Annotated in this window: 15 protein-coding genes and 2 pseudogenes; 4 read left to right on the top strand and 13 right to left on the bottom strand. The window is 39.9% G+C overall.

Translation table 11 applies throughout. The annotated features are described in order from the left end of the window. Nucleotides 1–39: 39 nt before the first annotated feature. Entirely contained in the window at nt 40–1,701 is a 1,662-nt protein-coding gene (locus K5Q29_RS07600) for a hypothetical protein (protein ID WP_105139193.1), read from the bottom strand. A gap of 155 nt (nt 1,702–1,856) precedes the next feature. Between K5Q29_RS07600 and K5Q29_RS07605 the strand changes: the two genes are divergently transcribed. Together K5Q29_RS07605 and K5Q29_RS07610 are read left to right on the top strand one after the other, a co-directional pair. Further along, nucleotides 1,857–2,684 carry an exodeoxyribonuclease III gene (locus tag K5Q29_RS07605; protein WP_012775042.1) on the top strand — a complete coding sequence of 276 codons (828 nt, stop codon included), beginning with the start codon at nt 1,857–1,859 and terminating at the stop codon, nt 2,682–2,684. A gap of 291 nt (nt 2,685–2,975) precedes the next feature. Continuing rightward, complete coding sequence (locus K5Q29_RS07610; RefSeq protein ID WP_105139194.1) at nt 2,976–3,875, top strand: cation transporter; 900 nt, start codon at nt 2,976–2,978, stop codon at nt 3,873–3,875. 137 nt (nt 3,876–4,012) lie between these two features. Here the strand turns inward: K5Q29_RS07610 and tnpA are convergent. The 10 genes and pseudogenes from tnpA to tmk all read right to left on the bottom strand — a co-directional run bounded on the left by tnpA (nt 4,013) and on the right by tmk (nt 11,879). Continuing rightward, a pseudogene (tnpA, locus tag K5Q29_RS07615) lies at nt 4,013–4,486 on the bottom strand (IS200/IS605 family transposase). Between the two features lie 156 nt (nt 4,487–4,642). Beyond that, a complete protein-coding gene (locus tag K5Q29_RS07620) occupies nt 4,643–4,996 on the bottom strand; it encodes an arsenate reductase family protein (RefSeq protein WP_002935368.1) in 354 nt (117 codons plus the stop codon). After that, nucleotides 4,980–5,486 carry a methylated-DNA--[protein]-cysteine S-methyltransferase gene (locus K5Q29_RS07625; RefSeq protein ID WP_024413536.1) on the bottom strand — a complete coding sequence of 169 codons (507 nt, stop codon included), beginning with the start codon at nt 5,484–5,486 and terminating at the stop codon, nt 4,980–4,982. Before K5Q29_RS07625 ends, K5Q29_RS07620 begins: the two co-directional genes overlap by 17 nt. A gap of 2 nt (nt 5,487–5,488) precedes the next feature. Beyond that, nucleotides 5,489–6,670 (bottom strand): phosphoglycerate dehydrogenase, encoded by a 1,182-nt coding sequence (locus K5Q29_RS07630; protein WP_105139195.1) that lies wholly within the window; start codon nt 6,668–6,670, stop codon nt 5,489–5,491. Between the two features lie 368 nt (nt 6,671–7,038). Further along, the gene (locus K5Q29_RS07635; RefSeq protein WP_105139196.1) at nt 7,039–7,596 is read right to left on the bottom strand and encodes a GNAT family N-acetyltransferase; all 558 of its coding nucleotides are present in this window, start codon (nt 7,594–7,596) and stop codon (nt 7,039–7,041) included. Beyond that, complete coding sequence (gene serC, locus K5Q29_RS07640) at nt 7,596–8,687, bottom strand: 3-phosphoserine/phosphohydroxythreonine transaminase (RefSeq protein WP_015646952.1); 1,092 nt, start codon at nt 8,685–8,687, stop codon at nt 7,596–7,598. The genes K5Q29_RS07635 and serC overlap by 1 nt, the downstream gene beginning before the upstream one ends. A 470-nt stretch (nt 8,688–9,157) precedes the next feature. Further along, entirely contained in the window at nt 9,158–10,021 is an 864-nt protein-coding gene (gene rsmI / locus K5Q29_RS07645) for a 16S rRNA (cytidine(1402)-2'-O)-methyltransferase (RefSeq protein WP_105139197.1), read from the bottom strand. Between the two features lies 1 nt (nt 10,022). Continuing rightward, a complete protein-coding gene (yabA, locus tag K5Q29_RS07650) occupies nt 10,023–10,340 on the bottom strand; it encodes a DNA replication initiation control protein YabA (RefSeq protein ID WP_002935361.1) in 318 nt (105 codons plus the stop codon). A 19-nt stretch (nt 10,341–10,359) separates the two neighbouring features. Beyond that, a complete protein-coding gene (locus tag K5Q29_RS07655) occupies nt 10,360–11,244 on the bottom strand; it encodes a DNA polymerase III subunit delta' (protein ID WP_105139198.1) in 885 nt (294 codons plus the stop codon). Continuing rightward, a complete protein-coding gene (tmk, locus tag K5Q29_RS07660; RefSeq protein ID WP_044671010.1) occupies nt 11,241–11,879 on the bottom strand; it encodes a dTMP kinase in 639 nt (212 codons plus the stop codon). Before tmk ends, K5Q29_RS07655 begins: the two co-directional genes overlap by 4 nt. A gap of 525 nt (nt 11,880–12,404) precedes the next feature. Here tmk and K5Q29_RS07665 point away from each other — a divergent pair. Further along, on the top strand, nt 12,405–13,271 hold the full coding sequence (locus K5Q29_RS07665) for a YitT family protein (protein ID WP_002935357.1): 867 nt from the start codon (nt 12,405–12,407) through the stop codon (nt 13,269–13,271). Nucleotides 13,272–13,311: 40 nt separating this feature from the next. Here K5Q29_RS07665 and K5Q29_RS07670 read toward each other — a convergent pair whose 3' ends face one another. After that, nucleotides 13,312–14,580, bottom strand: a complete 1,269-nt coding sequence (locus tag K5Q29_RS07670; protein WP_105139199.1) for a toxic anion resistance protein — start codon at nt 14,578–14,580, stop codon at nt 13,312–13,314. Nucleotides 14,581–14,585: 5 nt separating this feature from the next. Further along, a complete protein-coding gene (locus K5Q29_RS07675; protein WP_105139200.1) occupies nt 14,586–15,368 on the bottom strand; it encodes a hypothetical protein in 783 nt (260 codons plus the stop codon). A 79-nt stretch (nt 15,369–15,447) separates the two neighbouring features. On the opposite strand from K5Q29_RS07675, the pseudogene K5Q29_RS07680 reads away from it, so the two are divergent. After that, a pseudogene (locus K5Q29_RS07680) lies at nt 15,448–15,844 on the top strand (IS4 family transposase); the annotation flags it as partial.

Consider the following 15,844-nt stretch of genomic DNA (forward strand, 5'->3'; position numbering starts at 1 on the left):
CAAAAGAGCAAGGCTTTTCTACCTCACTCTTTCTTATGATTATTCTGGATTAACCTTAAAGTTTTTAAGATAATTTTTCTTATCTAACTGACCGCTAAAGTGATCTCCTACTTTGATAAACGGTAAACGATCTGTACTATCTTCCGTTGCTTTGACTTTATAAATCTTACCCTCAGACTCAATATAGTAGATTGTCGCACCGCCAATTATCTGACTCGCTGATGCTTCTACTTTTCCACTGATAACCTCAGTCTGTTCACCAACTTCTCCATTTTCAGTCACCGTCAATCCTGAAAGGCTAGAAGCATCCGTTCCTGTGACTTGAGAAATTAAGAGCGCAATATCGTTGTTAACAGTAACCTGTTGATAATCTTCGGCATCAACAAGAGCGTATGATTTAACCAAGCCGGCATCATCTTTCAAGGATACTAAATAGTAAGCTGTATCTGCCAATTTAACCAGGCTTGGATTAGTGGCTTTATAGCCCTTCTCCTGTACTTCACCTTCTGCAGACTTTTGCGCTGCTGTTTCCGTCGCCGAAGCCAATTTGTAGTTGGTAATTTCACGAGTTCTCATATTGACAAGAATGAATCCAAGGTTGGATGAATCAGCAGTTGCTGAAGTGATACCTGTGTAGAGATAAATATCTGAGCCGATAGAAATATAATTATAGCTGTCTGTTGTATTTTTCACACCAGTTTGACTGAAAATGGTATTCCAGAAACCATTTTGATAAGTATAGTGGTCATCTACACGGCTGATAACATTGTCTGCTGAATAAACACGGTCTACCCACTCTGGAATATCTTCCAGACTATACTTCTTACTTTCCCCTGTTACTGCATCCAATACAATAGCGCCAATCGGGTCATTTGATGAAAGTCCAAATTTTGGCTCGTAAATCGTTGCAATATAATACGGATTTCCTTGGTCATCCACTTCGAAGGATGGTTTCCCAAAAATAGTTGTCGGGTATTGCAGGCGAAGATGACGTAAAGTATCATTCAGCAAAAATTCAGAATCTGAATAGTGCATGGCTTTGCTCAACTTGGCAAGTTCTGCCTTCCCTGTTGTCTGATTAACCTTCACGTAGTAACCAATCCCATCTTGATGGTTGCTCAGCCATTTCCAAAAATTCTTATATTCCAAAGGCGATACACGGAATGGTTGCTGACCGATAGTAATCTGGCGATAATCATCCGAAATGCCAAACTGGGAGACCTTGTCAATGGTACCTAGATAAGTATCACCAATTTTTTCAGCTGAGGCGCGATCTAGGAGGGCCAATTTGGATATGTCTGTTTCAGGAAAATCTGCTTTAAAATCCGCATCCTTGACGCTTATGACAGCAGCGTAATCCTTAGCACGAAATACACGTGAGTTGATAAGCCCCAGCCCCAACAAAGCCAGGACAACCAATACCCAAATTCGTCCCAACCATTTTAAGTAAGCTGGCAGTTGCGAGGTTTTAATCTGATAGGTATCTACTTGTCTTTGGCGACCGGAAATCTTAGTCACCTTTTGAAAAGCACCTTTGGAGCTGAACATGGAAAGTATGAGCCAAACCAGTCCGACAGATTGAAGGAAAAATATCCAGAAGTCCACACTCCAAATATTTAAAGCAGGCAGCTGGTACCAGTAGTAGATTAGCATTTCCAAAACTAGGGCTAACCAGGCAAAAACAAATAATCTTCTTTTCATAATAACCTCCTTGACACAGATTTATTAGTTCTATTGTATCACAATTTTAATGTTATAATACAAGAATTATAAAATTTTTTTCAAGTTTCCATATTCGCCTGCAACTTTTATTTTTGGTATAATGTAAAACAGTAACAGACTAGAAAAGGAAAATTATGAAACTCATTTCTTGGAACATTGATTCTCTTAACGCTGCATTGACTGCAGAATCTCCGCGCGCCCTATTATCACGCGCAGTCATCGATACACTTGTGACAGAAGATGCTGATATTATCGCCATTCAGGAAACAAAATTGTCAGATAAGGGACCGACTAAAAAGCATCTAGAAATTTTGGAAAGCTACTTCCCTGGATATGCCAATACCTGGCGTTCATCTGTAGAACCAGCTCGCAAAGGTTATGCTGGTACGCTCTTCCTCTACAAAAACCATCTAACTCCAACCATTACCTTCCCTGAGATTGGTGCTCCAACAACCATGGATTCTGAAGGGCGTATCATCACGCTAGAATTTGACGATTTCTATGTCACACAAGTTTATACGCCAAATGCTGGTGATGGCTTGAAACGACTTGCTGACCGTCAAATCTGGGATGTACAGTATGCTGACTACTTAGCAAAACTTGATAGCCACAAACCTGTTCTTGCAACAGGTGACTACAACGTTGCTCACAAGGAAATTGACCTTGCTAATCCCGCAAGTAACCGTCAATCTCCAGGATTTACAGATGAAGAACGTCAAGGTTTTACAAATCTTCTAGCAAAAGGTTTTACAGATACCTTCCGCCACTTGCACGGTGATGTTCTCAACGCCTATACTTGGTGGGCACAACGTAGCCGCACCAGTAAAATCAACAACACAGGCTGGAGAATTGATTACTGGCTTGTCAGCGACCGCATCGCCGACAAAGTAAGTAAGTCAGATATGATTGACTCCGGTGCTCGTCAGGACCATACACCAATTGTAATGGAGATTTCATTCTAATAGTGGATATTAATACTCAATGAAAATCAAAATCAGACTAGGCGACGCAGATGCAGATTGAACTGAAGTTCATCAAATCAAGTCAACAACGTCTGATTTTGATTTTCGAAGAGTATAACATGATTTCAATTATCAGATAACAGATATTAAAGGCTTAAAACCCGTAGGTCTATTGCAAGGGTTTTAAGCCTTTATTTCTTATCACTCTACCTTGTTTTAATTTGCTTGATTTGAAAGCGATGTCATTTTATGGTAAAATAAATATATAGATATACATTAAAAGGAGGGATTATGGACCATAAAATTATCGAACGCAAATCTCTAACTGTTTCCTCTGTTGTGAACGGTTTATCTGGACTAGCAGGCATTGCCGTTTATATCATGACTGACCTAAACGCCCTCCTCCTAGACGGAGTCTTTTCTCTAATAGCATTTATTTCGTCCTTAGTTGCAGTTTACATATCGAAAAATAGCCATCGGAAAACCGAGACTTTTCCTCAAGGACTGTATTTTCTAGAACCTCTCTACGCTATCATGAAATCTCTCGCAACTCTACTACTCCTGGTATTTGCTGTACTTGAAACTAGCGCGACAGCCTTTGCTTACTTTGTTCATGGAATCGGTCATCAAATGACTACAGGTCCCGTTCTACCTTATACCATAACTATATTTTTTGTCTGCATGGGGCTTTACCTATACAACCGCCATATGAGTGCCAAAGTCAATCATCTGTCTACTATCATATTAGCAGAAGCAAAAGGCAACCTTATAGACGGACTCATTTCAGGTGCAATTGGAATTGCAATTCTTCTGCTCTATCTTGTTCCTATCAACTCTTGGTTAGGCTTCCTGCATTATACTGGTGACTTCTTTTTGACACTAGCACTAGCAATCATTTCATTTAAGGAACCTTGGAACTTATTAGTGGCATCTTTCAAGGAACTCGCCAACGGAACGATCCATTTCCCTGAGATACATGATTCTATCTATCAGCTATTGGAGCCTTACTTAAAGGAAGATAGCAATGATGTCGAAATCCAGATTTTCAAACAAGGCACGAAGATTCGCGTTAAAATCAATCTCCACAATGTCCATCACGAAATTATCCAAAAACTCTTAGAAGATAAGCCTCAGATGCTCTATCTTTTGAAAAAACATCATGAATATATTTCAATAGAATATGCGCTATAGTCATAACCACCCGTGAAAACGGGTGGCTTGTACACCGGCTATAAGCCGTTTCTCTCCAGCGACGTCTAAAGACGTTCGCTGAACTTCGTTCAGGTTAGTGCTATAATTACTTGACTAATGCCCGTAACAACGGGCTTTTATCTCGTTCTAAAACTGCCATCTGAAAATGGATCTTCATACTCTTTGACACTCAATTTATCAAGTGCAATGTCATTTTTCTCCTGCTCGCGAATGTATTTCGCAACTGTCTTTTCGTTCAGCCCAACGGTACTAACATAGTAGCCTCTAGCCCAAAACTTTCGATTTCCATACTTATATTTTAAATTAGCATGTTTATCAAATATCATTAGAACACTTTTGCTTTTCAAATATCCCATAAAATCGGAAATCGAAAGTTTCGGTGGGATCAAGACAAGCATATGAACATGGTCTGCCATCATGTGTCCCTCAATAATTTCCACGCCTTTGTATTGGCATAGATGACGGAAAATATCAATTAAGTCCTATCTAATTTTGTAGTAAATGGATTTTCTACGGTACTTAGGTGTGAAAACTATGTGATATTTGCACATCCATTTGGTATGTGATAAACTGTAACTGGTTTTAGTCATTTCTTTTTCCTCCTTTATCTAACCTGAACAATTAGATTATAACAGGAAAAAGAAATGGAAGCTCAAAGCCTTGGCAGCCACCAGCATAGCTGGTGGTTTTCTTGTTTTTCTCTACGAGAAAAACTAGCTAGAAGCCATAATAAACAAAATCTCGGCTTATAAACCGAGATTTTCGTATTTTGTTCGATAGCCAATCTGTAAGATTTTACCATCCTGAATCAGTAGAGGACGCTTAATCAGCATACCATCATTAGCTAGAAGATTAAGTGCCTGCTCCAAGCTAAGACTATCAAACTTATCTTTCAAGCCTAATTCACGATAGCTATTACCAGAAGTATTAAAATACTTTTTCAATTCTAGTCCTGTCGCCTCCATCCAAGCTTTTAGCTCTTCAGCACTAGGCGGTGTTGACTTAATATCAATAGCCTCAAATTCCAATCCCAAACTCTTCAACTCCGCCTTTGCTGCTCGGCAAGTCGAACATTTTGGATACTCATAAAATAAAATCATCTTTCACCTCAAATTCTGGATTCTCATGTCGCAAGAGCCAGATTTTCTTATCCAGTCCACCTGCATAACCTGTCAACTGTCCTTTCTGATTGAGAACTCGGTGACAAGGAACAATAATAGAATAAGGATTACGCCCAACTGCACCTCCTACTGCCTGACCAGAACGAAGGCCCAGTTGTTGAGCCAGTTGTCCATAGGTAGTCGTCTGACCAATCGGAATCGTCTTCAATAATTGCCAGACATGCTCTTGGAAATTTGTTCCCACAGCTTCTAATGGAAGGGTTGAAAAGTCCACCTGATCCCCTGAAAAATACTTGTCAAGCACTCGAGCTGTCTGGTCTAAAATGGGATGGGAGGCTAAAATAGCTTTCTCGTTCAAGCCTCGTTCAAAATATTTTTGCCCTTCAAACCAGGCCCCTCTTAATCCCTTATCACTAGCCATTAATGACATGGGCCCAAGTGGACTGTGATAGACTTGTTTATACAGCATGATTAGTTTTTATTCTGAATGACACGCACTTTGACAATTGCATCCGTTGCTTCAAATTTAGCAACCAACTGCTCAATTTTCACTTTATCCGCTTCATCCAAATCAAGTAAAGTATAGGCATAGTCACCTTTAGACTTATTGATGATATTATCAATATTGATTCCCAACTCAGATACAGCCGTTGTAATCGTTGCTACCATATTAGGAATATTCTTATTAATCAAGGTAATACGATACGGTGCATCTAGGAATTGTTTCACATTTGGGAAGTTAACTGAGTTGATAATTTCACCCGTCTCCATAAAACGACGAATGGTCTGACCAGCAGCAATGGCACAGTTGAGCTCTGCTTCCTCTGTTGACCCACCAACGTGCGGAAAGACGATAATGTTGTCCTTGTTGAGCACTTCTTCTGTCCCAAAATCCGTGATATAGTTCTTGATAACTCCTGCCTCAATTGCTTCAAACAAATCAGCATTATTAACCAATTCACCGCGGGCAAAATTGATCAAGGTTGTTCCTTTTCTCATTTGACCAAAGCTATCCGCATTGAAGAGTCCTCGTGTCTTATCTGTCAAAGGAACATGAACAGTAATGTAATCCGCATTGGTAAAGATTTCTTTCAAGTCATCCACACGTTTGACATGGCTTGAAATGGTCCATGCAGTTTCTACTGATACATAAGGGTCGTAACCGAGAACATTCATTCCCAAACGGCGGGCATCGTTGGCAATACGCGCACCAATGGCACCAAGTCCGATAACACCAAGAGTCTTACCTGAAATTTCTGTCCCAGCAAACTGCTTCTTACCTGCTTCAACCTGCTTAGATACATCATCTCCTGACAATGTATTTGCCCATGCCGTCGCTCCGATATAGTCACGTGCTGACAAAAGAATGGAAGCAATGACTGCCTCTTTTACAGCATTGGCATTGGCACCTGGAGTGTTAAAGACAACAATACCTTTCTCTGTTGCCTCTTCGATTGGAATATTGTTAGTCCCTGCACCAGCACGGGCAATAGCTTTTAGATTTTCAGGAAAATCAAATCCATGCAAATTTTCAGATCGAATAATAAAGGCATCTGGATTTGCTGCATGATCTCCGTCAATCTGGAATTTATTACCTAATTCCTTAAGACCAATTTGATTGATATTGTTAAAAGTACGTACGCTAAATACCATTTATTTTTACCTAAAAAGGGGAGTGGGAAAGAACTCAGCCACTCCTAGAAGAGTTCCCCTCATTTCCAAACAGTAGGTTCGGGCTAAAATAGTCCACTGGACTATTTTACTCCCACCCCCACACAGCTCCAACAGTCAGAGTAGTGACTGTTGGAGGTTGGAAATAAAGCGAACTCCATTCGTATCAGCCGGTAGAGGTCAGATTTGGAGTATACACGAACTGCTGAGATTTGTTTCACAAATCTTATCTCCAACCTCTAACAATCTCCCAGATTGTTAGAGCCAATCAACCACTGCGCTGAGATGTTGACTCGAACCTTGAGAAGTGATATGAAGCTTTTGCCCGGTCCTTTTCTTTCTTTATTTCATTAATTATTTCCGAGTAACCAACGGTCGTCTTCACTGATTTCCTGGTAAAGACTCCGCTCGCTCTTGTGCTTGATTTTTTGATAAGCTAGACGTTCTCCATCTATTGGGACTTTACCACAATAGACATAGCCTAATTTTTTTAGAATGTGCTGCATTGTCTTATTCTGCTCGTGGGTATCACAGCGGAAATCCGGTCCTTTTTGACCTTCAATTAAACCTTGCAAAAAAGTTTGTATGATTCCTTGACCACGAAATTCGTCAGCTGCTGCAATTCTATGAAATGTTGTATATACAGGATGATTGTGCTGCCATTTTCCTTCATATATGACCTCATATTCTGCTTCTTGACCACGATGAACGGCGGCATAAGCTGCCACCTTACCGTCCACTAGACCAACATAACCTTGGCCAGAAAGAATATCATCAAAGATATTCTCTTTATTTGGATACTCTCCCTGCCATTGATTAATACCAGAGGTTGCTAGAAATGCGCGAGCATCTTCAAGAATATTGACAATAGCCTCCATCTCATTTGGATGTGCTAATCTAATTTCCATTAGGCATTCTCCGCTGCAAATTTTTTCATGAATTCAATCAATTCAACCACACCTTGACGTGGGAAAGCATTATAGAGCGACGCCCGCATCCCACCAACAGAGCGGTGACCTTTGATGTTTTTAAAACCTGCCGCTGTTGCTTCTTTGACAAACTTGGCATCCAATTCCTCGCTTGGTGACACGAATGGAATGTTGGCTACTGAACGCTCTTCTTTTTTACGAACAGGATTTGTATAGAAATTAGACTGATCGATGTAGTCATAAAGCAAACCCGATTTTTCACGGTTGATTTTCTCCATCTCATCGACACCACCAATTTCTTTTACCCATTCAAAGACGAGTTTAGAAATATAGATAGAATAGGCTGGTGGCGTATTATAAAGAGAGTCATTTTCTGCTTGAATACGGTAGTCCAACATGCTTGAAAGCATTGGTTGATCATTGAGGAAATCCTCACGAACAATCACCACTGTCACACCAGCAGGACCAATATTTTTCTGAGCACCAGCATAAATCATGGCAAAATCTTCAACATTATAGCGAGCTGCTAAGATGTTTGAAGACATATCAGCAATGACTGGCACACCATTGGTGTCAGGAATATCATAAACTGCTGTTCCTTCAATAGTGTTATTGGTTGTCAAATGCACGTAAGCAGCAGTTGGATCAATATCATTTTTATCGAAGGTTGGCAATTCTGCGTAGGTAATATCTTCAGTTGATCCAAGCAAAATTGGTTCAAAGGCAATTGTTTTAGACAGCTTCACAGCCTCAGTATAGGCTTTTTTACCCCATGAGCCACCTACAAGATAGTAGGCTTTCTTGCCTTGAGCGAAGTTGAGGGGAATCATTGTGAATTCCAAAGAAGCTCCACCTTGCAAGAAAATAACCTTGTAATTATCTGGAATGGCCATCAATTCACGAAGCGTTGCTTCAGCACCTTTTATAATATCATCGAAGTCCTTGGAGCGATGCGACATCTCCAAAACGCTCATTCCCGAACCATTGTAGTCCAAGAATTCAGCTTGGGCGCGTTCAAGTACTGGTTTTGGCAATACTGCAGGACCTGCAGAGAAGTTGTAGATTGTCATAAAATCCCTCCATTAAGTTAGTCTGTTCATTATATCACAAATATTCAGACAATTCCATAAAATATGATTATTTTGTAAAAATATTCGGATTTCTTATATTTATTCTACTTTCTAAAGCTCTTCTTACTTTTAGCCATAAACGAGCCACTTACCTCACAGGGATGTATCAGTTTTCAATGAAAATTTTATGACCAGATTTGACTGTTTGGGGAGTATCGCCAATTGTTATCTGCCTATTAATTACTCAATAAAAATCAAAAGTAGCTTAGCGGGGATATAGTTGAAGGCTGGAAGTATAGAGAACTGTGTTCGCGTCATTAAGCCGACGATAGAACTTTGTTACTTTCTCATTTCAAGGTAACAGGTTGAAAAGATCCACTAGTGCTTTTCACTCATCAAGGAAAGTTGACAACGGATAATTTTGATTTTCAAAGAGTATAAGCTTGCATAAACATACAAAAAACTAGGCCTTAACCTAGTCCATGATATATATCGTATACTTCTTGTTTTTTGAGTTGGTAGCGTTTGGCCACTTCTTTGATAGCCTGATTAGGTTTTATGCCGCTTGCAATTTCCCTTTCTACCTCAGCCTTCAAGTCCACTTCGTCAGCAGAAGGATAGACTTCCTCACCAGCACCCTCGACAATAATCAAGCATTCTCCCTTAAGTGGATTTTCTTCCAAATACTCTAGTAATTCGGAAATGCTTCCTCTCTGGTATTCTTCGTATAACTTGGTCAATTCTCGAACAACCGTTACCTGACGATCACCATAAACTGTCAACATATTTTCTAAGGTATCTGCCACACGATATGGAGATTCATAGAAAATTTGCGTCTCAGGATAGGTCTTTTTTTCTTGGAAAAATTCTTTTTGCTGCCCCGCTTTTCTCGGTAAAAATCCATAAAAAATATGTGGCTGGGGTGCCAAACCAGATGCAATCAAGGCTGTAATTCCTGCCGATGCTCCTGGAAGTGCTACAACAGGAATATCTTCCGCAATCGCTGCCCGTACCAGGTCATGACCAGGATCCGAAATGGAAGGCAGGCCTGCATCAGAAACTTGCGCAATGGACTGACCAGATTTGAGCCAATCAATCAAAACTGGAATTTTTTCATGGGCATTGTGTTCATGAAAGGATATTTGCTTGGTTTCTACTTCAAAATGTTTGAGTAGAAGGCCTGTGTTTCTCGTATCTTCCGCTGCAATTATATCCACTTCTTTCAAGATCTGAACAGCTCGGTATGTCATATCCTGTAAGTTTCCAATAGGCGTTGGCACCAGGTATAAAGTCCCAAAACTCGTCTGTCCCTTAAATGATTTTTGTACTTTCATCCTAATCTCGATTCAATAATTCTACACAGAACATACAAGGTTCATCATTATCCCTACGTTGACCATAAGAGAAGGTACAAATATGGAAACCATCTTCGTAAATATTCTCCAAATTCTCCTTACCAAAGTTGGAAGATTTATGGCCTGTCTTATCTTCTTTTTCCAAACGTTCGCGCAACTTGGAATTTTCCAAACGGAGGGTCGTATTTTCATCAATAACTCCCTGTAAATGCTTTTTGATAGCATCCACTTCTGCCAACGTGGTTAGAAGATTTTGCGAAAAATCATCTAGGGCATCAAAAATTTCTTTTTTATCCATTATCTCCCTTTCTTTTATTTTACAGAGTTATGTACTCTAGACTATTTTGTAGACTTACGTTTGCCTGCCACATCTTCTTAGCCTTAAGAACAGCATCCATTTTTTCACGTACGTTTGCCGAGTCCATCATTTTCTCAGATAATATCAGACTCAGAAGGTCAAACAAACGTCCCTGCTCAGCTTTTTCCACAGCTAAAGACACTAGGATTCCAACTTGCAAATAAGCACGTGTAGGCTCCACCAAGAGCAAGTCTGTAAATTTCTTTGTCTGTCCCATCAAATCTAAAAAGTTTTTATTTTCTGCTAACTTTTTCGCTTCTTCTTGACTTGAAACCAGTTGAGCTAAGAGATTCGCTTGTGTTTTTAACAAGCCCTCCTCTTCTAACATTCGCTCCATGGCCGGAATATTTTTAGGAAAACCTATAATCTGTGTCCGACTCTTGATAGTAGGAAGGACAGCCTCTTCCTGATTGGTCAATAAGAAGATGTGAATAGCTGACTGAGGTTCTTCAATCACTTTTAGCAAAGAGTTGGCTGCGTTAGCATGCATTTTCTCAGCATCACGAATAATGAAAACCTGCTTATTAGATTCAAATCCAGATTGTGAAAAATTCTTAACTAATTCACGTATCGTATCTGTTTTGATAACATTTCCCTGCGGTGCAATAACAGTAAGATCTGAAAACTCATTTGCTTCAATTAGACGACAAGACCGACACTTCTGACAAGGAAGAACGCCTTCTTTCTCCTGACAAAATAACGATTGACTGAGAAAAATTGCCATATCAAAACTAGCAAAGTCACCTGAAAATAGATAGGCATGTGCCAAACGTCTCTGCTCTAAAATTGTCACAAAACGTTGAAATACACTGGGTTGTAAGTTTCTAAGTTCTTCAATCTTCATGTTCTTTCTGCAAACCGTTTCTTAATGACCGCCAAAGCATCTGCAACAACAGCCTCTAGTGGCTGACTGGCATCAATCTTTACCAACCGCTCTGGTTCCTGCTCTAAAATACTAAGATAGCCTTGACGCACCCGTCTATGCATATCTGCTTTTTCCATATCCAAGCGATCCACATCACGGTCAGCATTGCGGGCAATTCGAGCCAGCCCCTCTTCTGTATCAATATCAAAATAGAGAGTTAAATCTGGTTTTAAACCATCTGTTGCAAACTGGTTAAGCCAATGAATGTCATCTATATCCAAACCCCGTCCAAATCCTTGATAGGCAATAGAGGAATCGATAAAACGATCAATCAAGAGCAATTTCCCCTGTACCAAGGGAGGAAGAATCTTTTCTTTCAAATGCTGACGTCGTGCTGCAATGAACAATAACAGCTCCGTCTTATCATCCATCGCTGTATTTGCAGGATTCAGAATAATATTGCGAATTTCTTCTGCAATAGCCACTCCACCTGGCTCTCTAGTTGTGACTACTTCTGGCCCCAATTCCTGCAAGGCTGGCAATAACTGTTGCAATACAGTTGTTTTTCCAGCTCCATCTGGGCCTTCAAATGTAATAAAAAAACCGTTTCTCATCTTTCCCTCGCTCTTAGAACCTGTATGCACAGTTCAGCACTTCCATCTAAGGCTAGTTTTTCAACTAATCTTCGTTAGTGTTTTCAAAATACAGTCAGTATTCCCTCAAAAAAACTGCCTTGATTAGCGAAAAACTATCTCTTATAGTCGTTTAGTTTACTTTTAGTACTTGCTCCAACAATCTGAGAGATAGTTGGAGCTGTGCGGGGGTGGGAGTAAAATAGTCCAGTGGACTATTTTAGCCCGAGCCAACTGCTTGGAAGTGAGGGGAACTCTTTTTAGACCAGTCGAGTTCTTTCCCACTCCCGTTTGAACTTGAAAATAAGGAAACGACGCTTCCTCGCTCGTTGAAGTAATAAAAGAGAAACTAAATGACCATATATACAAGCATTTCACTTGTGAATACTGGTTCTTAGATATTCATTCCATTTTACCAAAAATTAGTCAAAAAATCACTTGAAAATTGACTTGTTTTTAAGGAGAAAATCTTTTAAAATTGATATATACACATATTCGGAGATGCTTATGGTTCGTTTGAAAAATATTTTACTTATTTTGCTTGGTGCAGGGCTATTTGCCTTTGGGCTAAATTATTTAATCATGCCCAATCGTCTATTCGAGGGTGGCGCAACTGGATTGACGCTGATTATTTACTACCTTTTTCATATTCAACCTTGGATAATGAACATTGTGATTAATATTCCATTGTTCATCCTCGGGTGGAAAATACTCGGAAAGAAGACTCTCTATCTCAGTATCTTAGGAACCTTTAGCGTTACCTTTTGGTTGGCCATTTTTGAAAAAATCCATTTTTCAATCAATCTACAACAAGATTTGATACTCGTTAGTATCCTTGGTGGGATTCTTATGGGACTAGGATTAGGAACCATCTTCCGTGCTGGCGGAACGACTGGGGGAAGCGATATTATTGCTCGTATCGGTCATAAATTCCTACCTTACTCCATTGGACAAATCATTCTTGCAGTTGACATCCTCATCCTAACTCTGATTGTTATTGTTTTTAAAGACCTCCGAACAGTTCTATATACTTTAATGATGGTTGCTATTGCTTCCAAGGTTATTGATTTTGTCACGGAGGGCGGATATGGTAGCAAGGGAGTTATGATTGTTTCCCAAAAATCTGACCAATTGGCTCAGGCTATTGATTGTGAAATCGAGCGTGGTGTCACCTTTATCAAAGCACAAGGTTTCTACAGCAAAGCCGATGTCAACATGATTTACTCAGTCATATATAAGAGCCAACTCCAAGAGATGAAGGAGCTTATTCATCGCATTGACCCCCACGCATTTATCACTATTACAGACGCACATGAAGTACTCGGTGAGGGATTTACTTTAGATCGAGATAAAAAACCAATAGAACGCCATTAAATAAAACCTGCAGTTTCACTGAACTGCAGGTTTTATATTATTAATTGGTTTCAAGTGGTTGCTCTGCCTCAGACTGTGCTTCTTTTCCTTGTTCCAGCAAAGCAGCAATGATTTTTTGATCGCGTAGCTTAACAGAATCATTGATAGTCTCTGCAGACCGTACAATAGCTGCTTCCAACTCCCGACGTTTCTGACGCCCTTCATCTATAGCTGCAATAATGCCATTATTTTGGGCAACCAAACTTTCTGCCAATTTGGTAACAGATGCTACTGAAAGGGTCGGATTCTGAGCTGTGCGTTCCATCATCGGGATGGCTTCTTTTGATGTATCCGCAAGCATTTGAAGGGCAGCATTATTAGCATTGACAATCGCATCTGCCGTCTGGCTAGACTTGATAGATTGTTGTAAGATGCCCAACTGTGCAATGGACAATTTCATTGTTGGAATAGTATTGCGACGTAACATCCCAAGGCGCTGTTTCATATCCGAAGAAACCTTGACCAGATTACGCATCTGCGGTGTCGTTGTCCACGCGACATATAAGCGACTCATATACTCAGAATGTTGTTGTTCGAGGATATTAGCAACCTCTGTTACACGTGCCAACTTCTCAGAAGCTACTTGATAATCGACTGTAGTCAGTACTAAAGTTGCGAGGTTTTCTTGTGCCAATTTTGCACGCTCTGCAGCTTCCTGACCAGTCGCTTCAATAAAGGCGATGACCCCAACCAAATTCTCGATAGACTTGGTATTATTTTCAATCAAAAGCTCTGCAGAAACAATATTGCGCGCCAACACTTCTTCCTGCTTGACCACACTAGCTGCCATGCTATCCATTTTCTTTTCAATGGTCTGCGAATCAAAATAAAATTCCTGCAAATCATTCTTGGTCTGCTTGAACAGGCGTTGGAAGAAACCTGGTTTCTTTTCTAATTCAGCAGTTGTGGAAATGTCCTTATACTTAGCCACAAAGCCATTCAATTCACGGTTGGTATTGGCCAAAAGCTCATCCACCTGTGGAATTTCAATCTTCTTCTGTTCTGACAAAATGTGATTGACCGTGGCATTGACTTCTTCTACCGCTTCCTTACCAAAATCCAAGAGGGCATTTTGATTAGCTAAGAAGTTATCCACCAATTGGGGAGCCTTGGCACGAATGCCTGTCTGTTGTTCTGGGGTCAATTGAGCCAAGAAAGAAACTTTTGAATTATCTCCAGTCGGAGTCGCTTGAATAAGCTCTGTTGTCTTATCTTTGGTTGATAAACTATTATTAGCAATCTGATCAATATCGAAATTAAATCCTGACATCTTCTCTATTCCTCTTCTCTTTTCATCATACGCAGACTGACTTCAAAATCTTTCATATCCGCTTCGTTAAATTGTTTGATGGTATCATCCAAATCCTTATCAAAAATTTCCATGGCTGATTTTGCCTGCACCAATCGTTCTTCTGCGTTGAAATAATCTTTCGGTGATTTTTTGATTTTCAAATAGCCCTGTAAAATATCGTTAAACCGACTCATATTGGCCTCATGGACAGCTGTCAATTCTTCCCTCTTATCTGTCGCCTTTTCCAGCTTTTCAAGAATAACAAGATTGTCTCTTTGAATATTACAATAGGTTTCTAGAATTTCAGGAGCTAAATCCGCTATCATGCCTTGTTCATCCATCACAGCATTACCACCAGTAGAAACCTGTGTGTCAGTATTTTCTTCTGTTTTAGCTTCTGGCAGTTTTAAATGATATTTTAGTTGCAAGGTATCTACAACCTCTTTACTTTCATATCCATTCAGATATTTTCCAACTTTTTGATAGAGCTGGTCTAATTCAAATAATTGTCCTAACAGTCTGCTTCGCAACTGTAACACAACCTTATCCTCACCCTTTTCCACCGAGAGCTCTTGATGCTTTTCATAGCCCGAACGAATAGATAGCGCTAATACCTGCAAGCGTTTTATAGAATCTCTATTCAAAAAACGCTGGATAGCCTCTCTCTTGTAAAAATAGCCAATTAGGAGCCCAATGGGCAATAAGATATACCAGAAACTCATGACAAAACCGATTGCCAATAAAACAAGGAGGGCCGCAAGTCCAATGTCATTAAGTTAGCTAACCTATCACGTTTTGTGGTAGGTTAGTTTTTTATGTTACACTAGAAATAAAAGGGGAAAAATCATGCTAGACCAGATTAAAGCTCATTTACTTGATAGTATTAACGACATCGTTTCCACCGCAAACCAGTTTGTGCTTCATCCTGAAAAAGATTTTAGTCGGAAAAGTCAGCTAACGATGAAAACCATTATTCAAGCTATACTGACCATGGGTGGTAATACCTTAGCCAAAGAGCTACTTGATTTAGATTTGCCAGTCACTCAATCTGCCTTTGTTCAACGACGATATCAGATCAAACATCAAGCTTTTAAAGCCCTGTTTACCAATATTACTTCTAAAATTCCAATCTCTCACAACCTTCCTATCCTAGCTGTTGATGGTAGTGATGTGATTCTACCAAGAAATCGTTCTGATAAAACGACCTCTTTTCAAACTGGACCACATCACATTCCCTATAATC

The organism is Streptococcus sp. 2018037 (assembly GCF_019754195.1).
GTDB classification, from domain to species: domain Bacteria; phylum Bacillota; class Bacilli; order Lactobacillales; family Streptococcaceae; genus Streptococcus; species Streptococcus hashimotonensis.

Bases quoted from the DNA above. Each gene is read 5' to 3' on its own strand.
- K5Q29_RS07625 (WP_024413536.1), bottom strand. From the start codon at position 5,486: ATGCTGTATAAACAAGTCTATCACAGTCCACTTGGGCCCATGTCATTA.
- rsmI (WP_105139197.1), bottom strand. From the start codon at position 10,021: ATGAAAGTACAAAAATCATTTAAGGGACAGACGAGTTTTGGGACTTTA.
- K5Q29_RS07655 (WP_105139198.1), bottom strand. From the start codon at position 11,244: ATGAAGATTGAAGAACTTAGAAACTTACAACCCAGTGTATTTCAACGT.
- serC (WP_015646952.1), bottom strand. From the start codon at position 8,687: ATGACAATCTACAACTTCTCTGCAGGTCCTGCAGTATTGCCAAAACCA.
- yabA (WP_002935361.1), bottom strand. From the start codon at position 10,340: ATGGATAAAAAAGAAATTTTTGATGCCCTAGATGATTTTTCGCAAAAT.
- tmk (WP_044671010.1), bottom strand. From the start codon at position 11,879: ATGAGAAACGGTTTTTTTATTACATTTGAAGGCCCAGATGGAGCTGGA.
- K5Q29_RS07610 (WP_105139194.1), top strand. From the start codon at position 2,976: ATGGACCATAAAATTATCGAACGCAAATCTCTAACTGTTTCCTCTGTT.
- K5Q29_RS07670 (WP_105139199.1), bottom strand. From the start codon at position 14,580: ATGTCAGGATTTAATTTCGATATTGATCAGATTGCTAATAATAGTTTA.
- K5Q29_RS07605 (WP_012775042.1), top strand. From the start codon at position 1,857: ATGAAACTCATTTCTTGGAACATTGATTCTCTTAACGCTGCATTGACT.
- K5Q29_RS07600 (WP_105139193.1), bottom strand. From the start codon at position 1,701: ATGAAAAGAAGATTATTTGTTTTTGCCTGGTTAGCCCTAGTTTTGGAA.
- K5Q29_RS07665 (WP_002935357.1), top strand. From the start codon at position 12,405: ATGGTTCGTTTGAAAAATATTTTACTTATTTTGCTTGGTGCAGGGCTA.
- K5Q29_RS07620 (WP_002935368.1), bottom strand. From the start codon at position 4,996: ATGATTTTATTTTATGAGTATCCAAAATGTTCGACTTGCCGAGCAGCA.
- K5Q29_RS07635 (WP_105139196.1), bottom strand. From the start codon at position 7,596: ATGGAAATTAGATTAGCACATCCAAATGAGATGGAGGCTATTGTCAAT.
- K5Q29_RS07630 (WP_105139195.1), bottom strand. From the start codon at position 6,670: ATGGTATTTAGCGTACGTACTTTTAACAATATCAATCAAATTGGTCTT.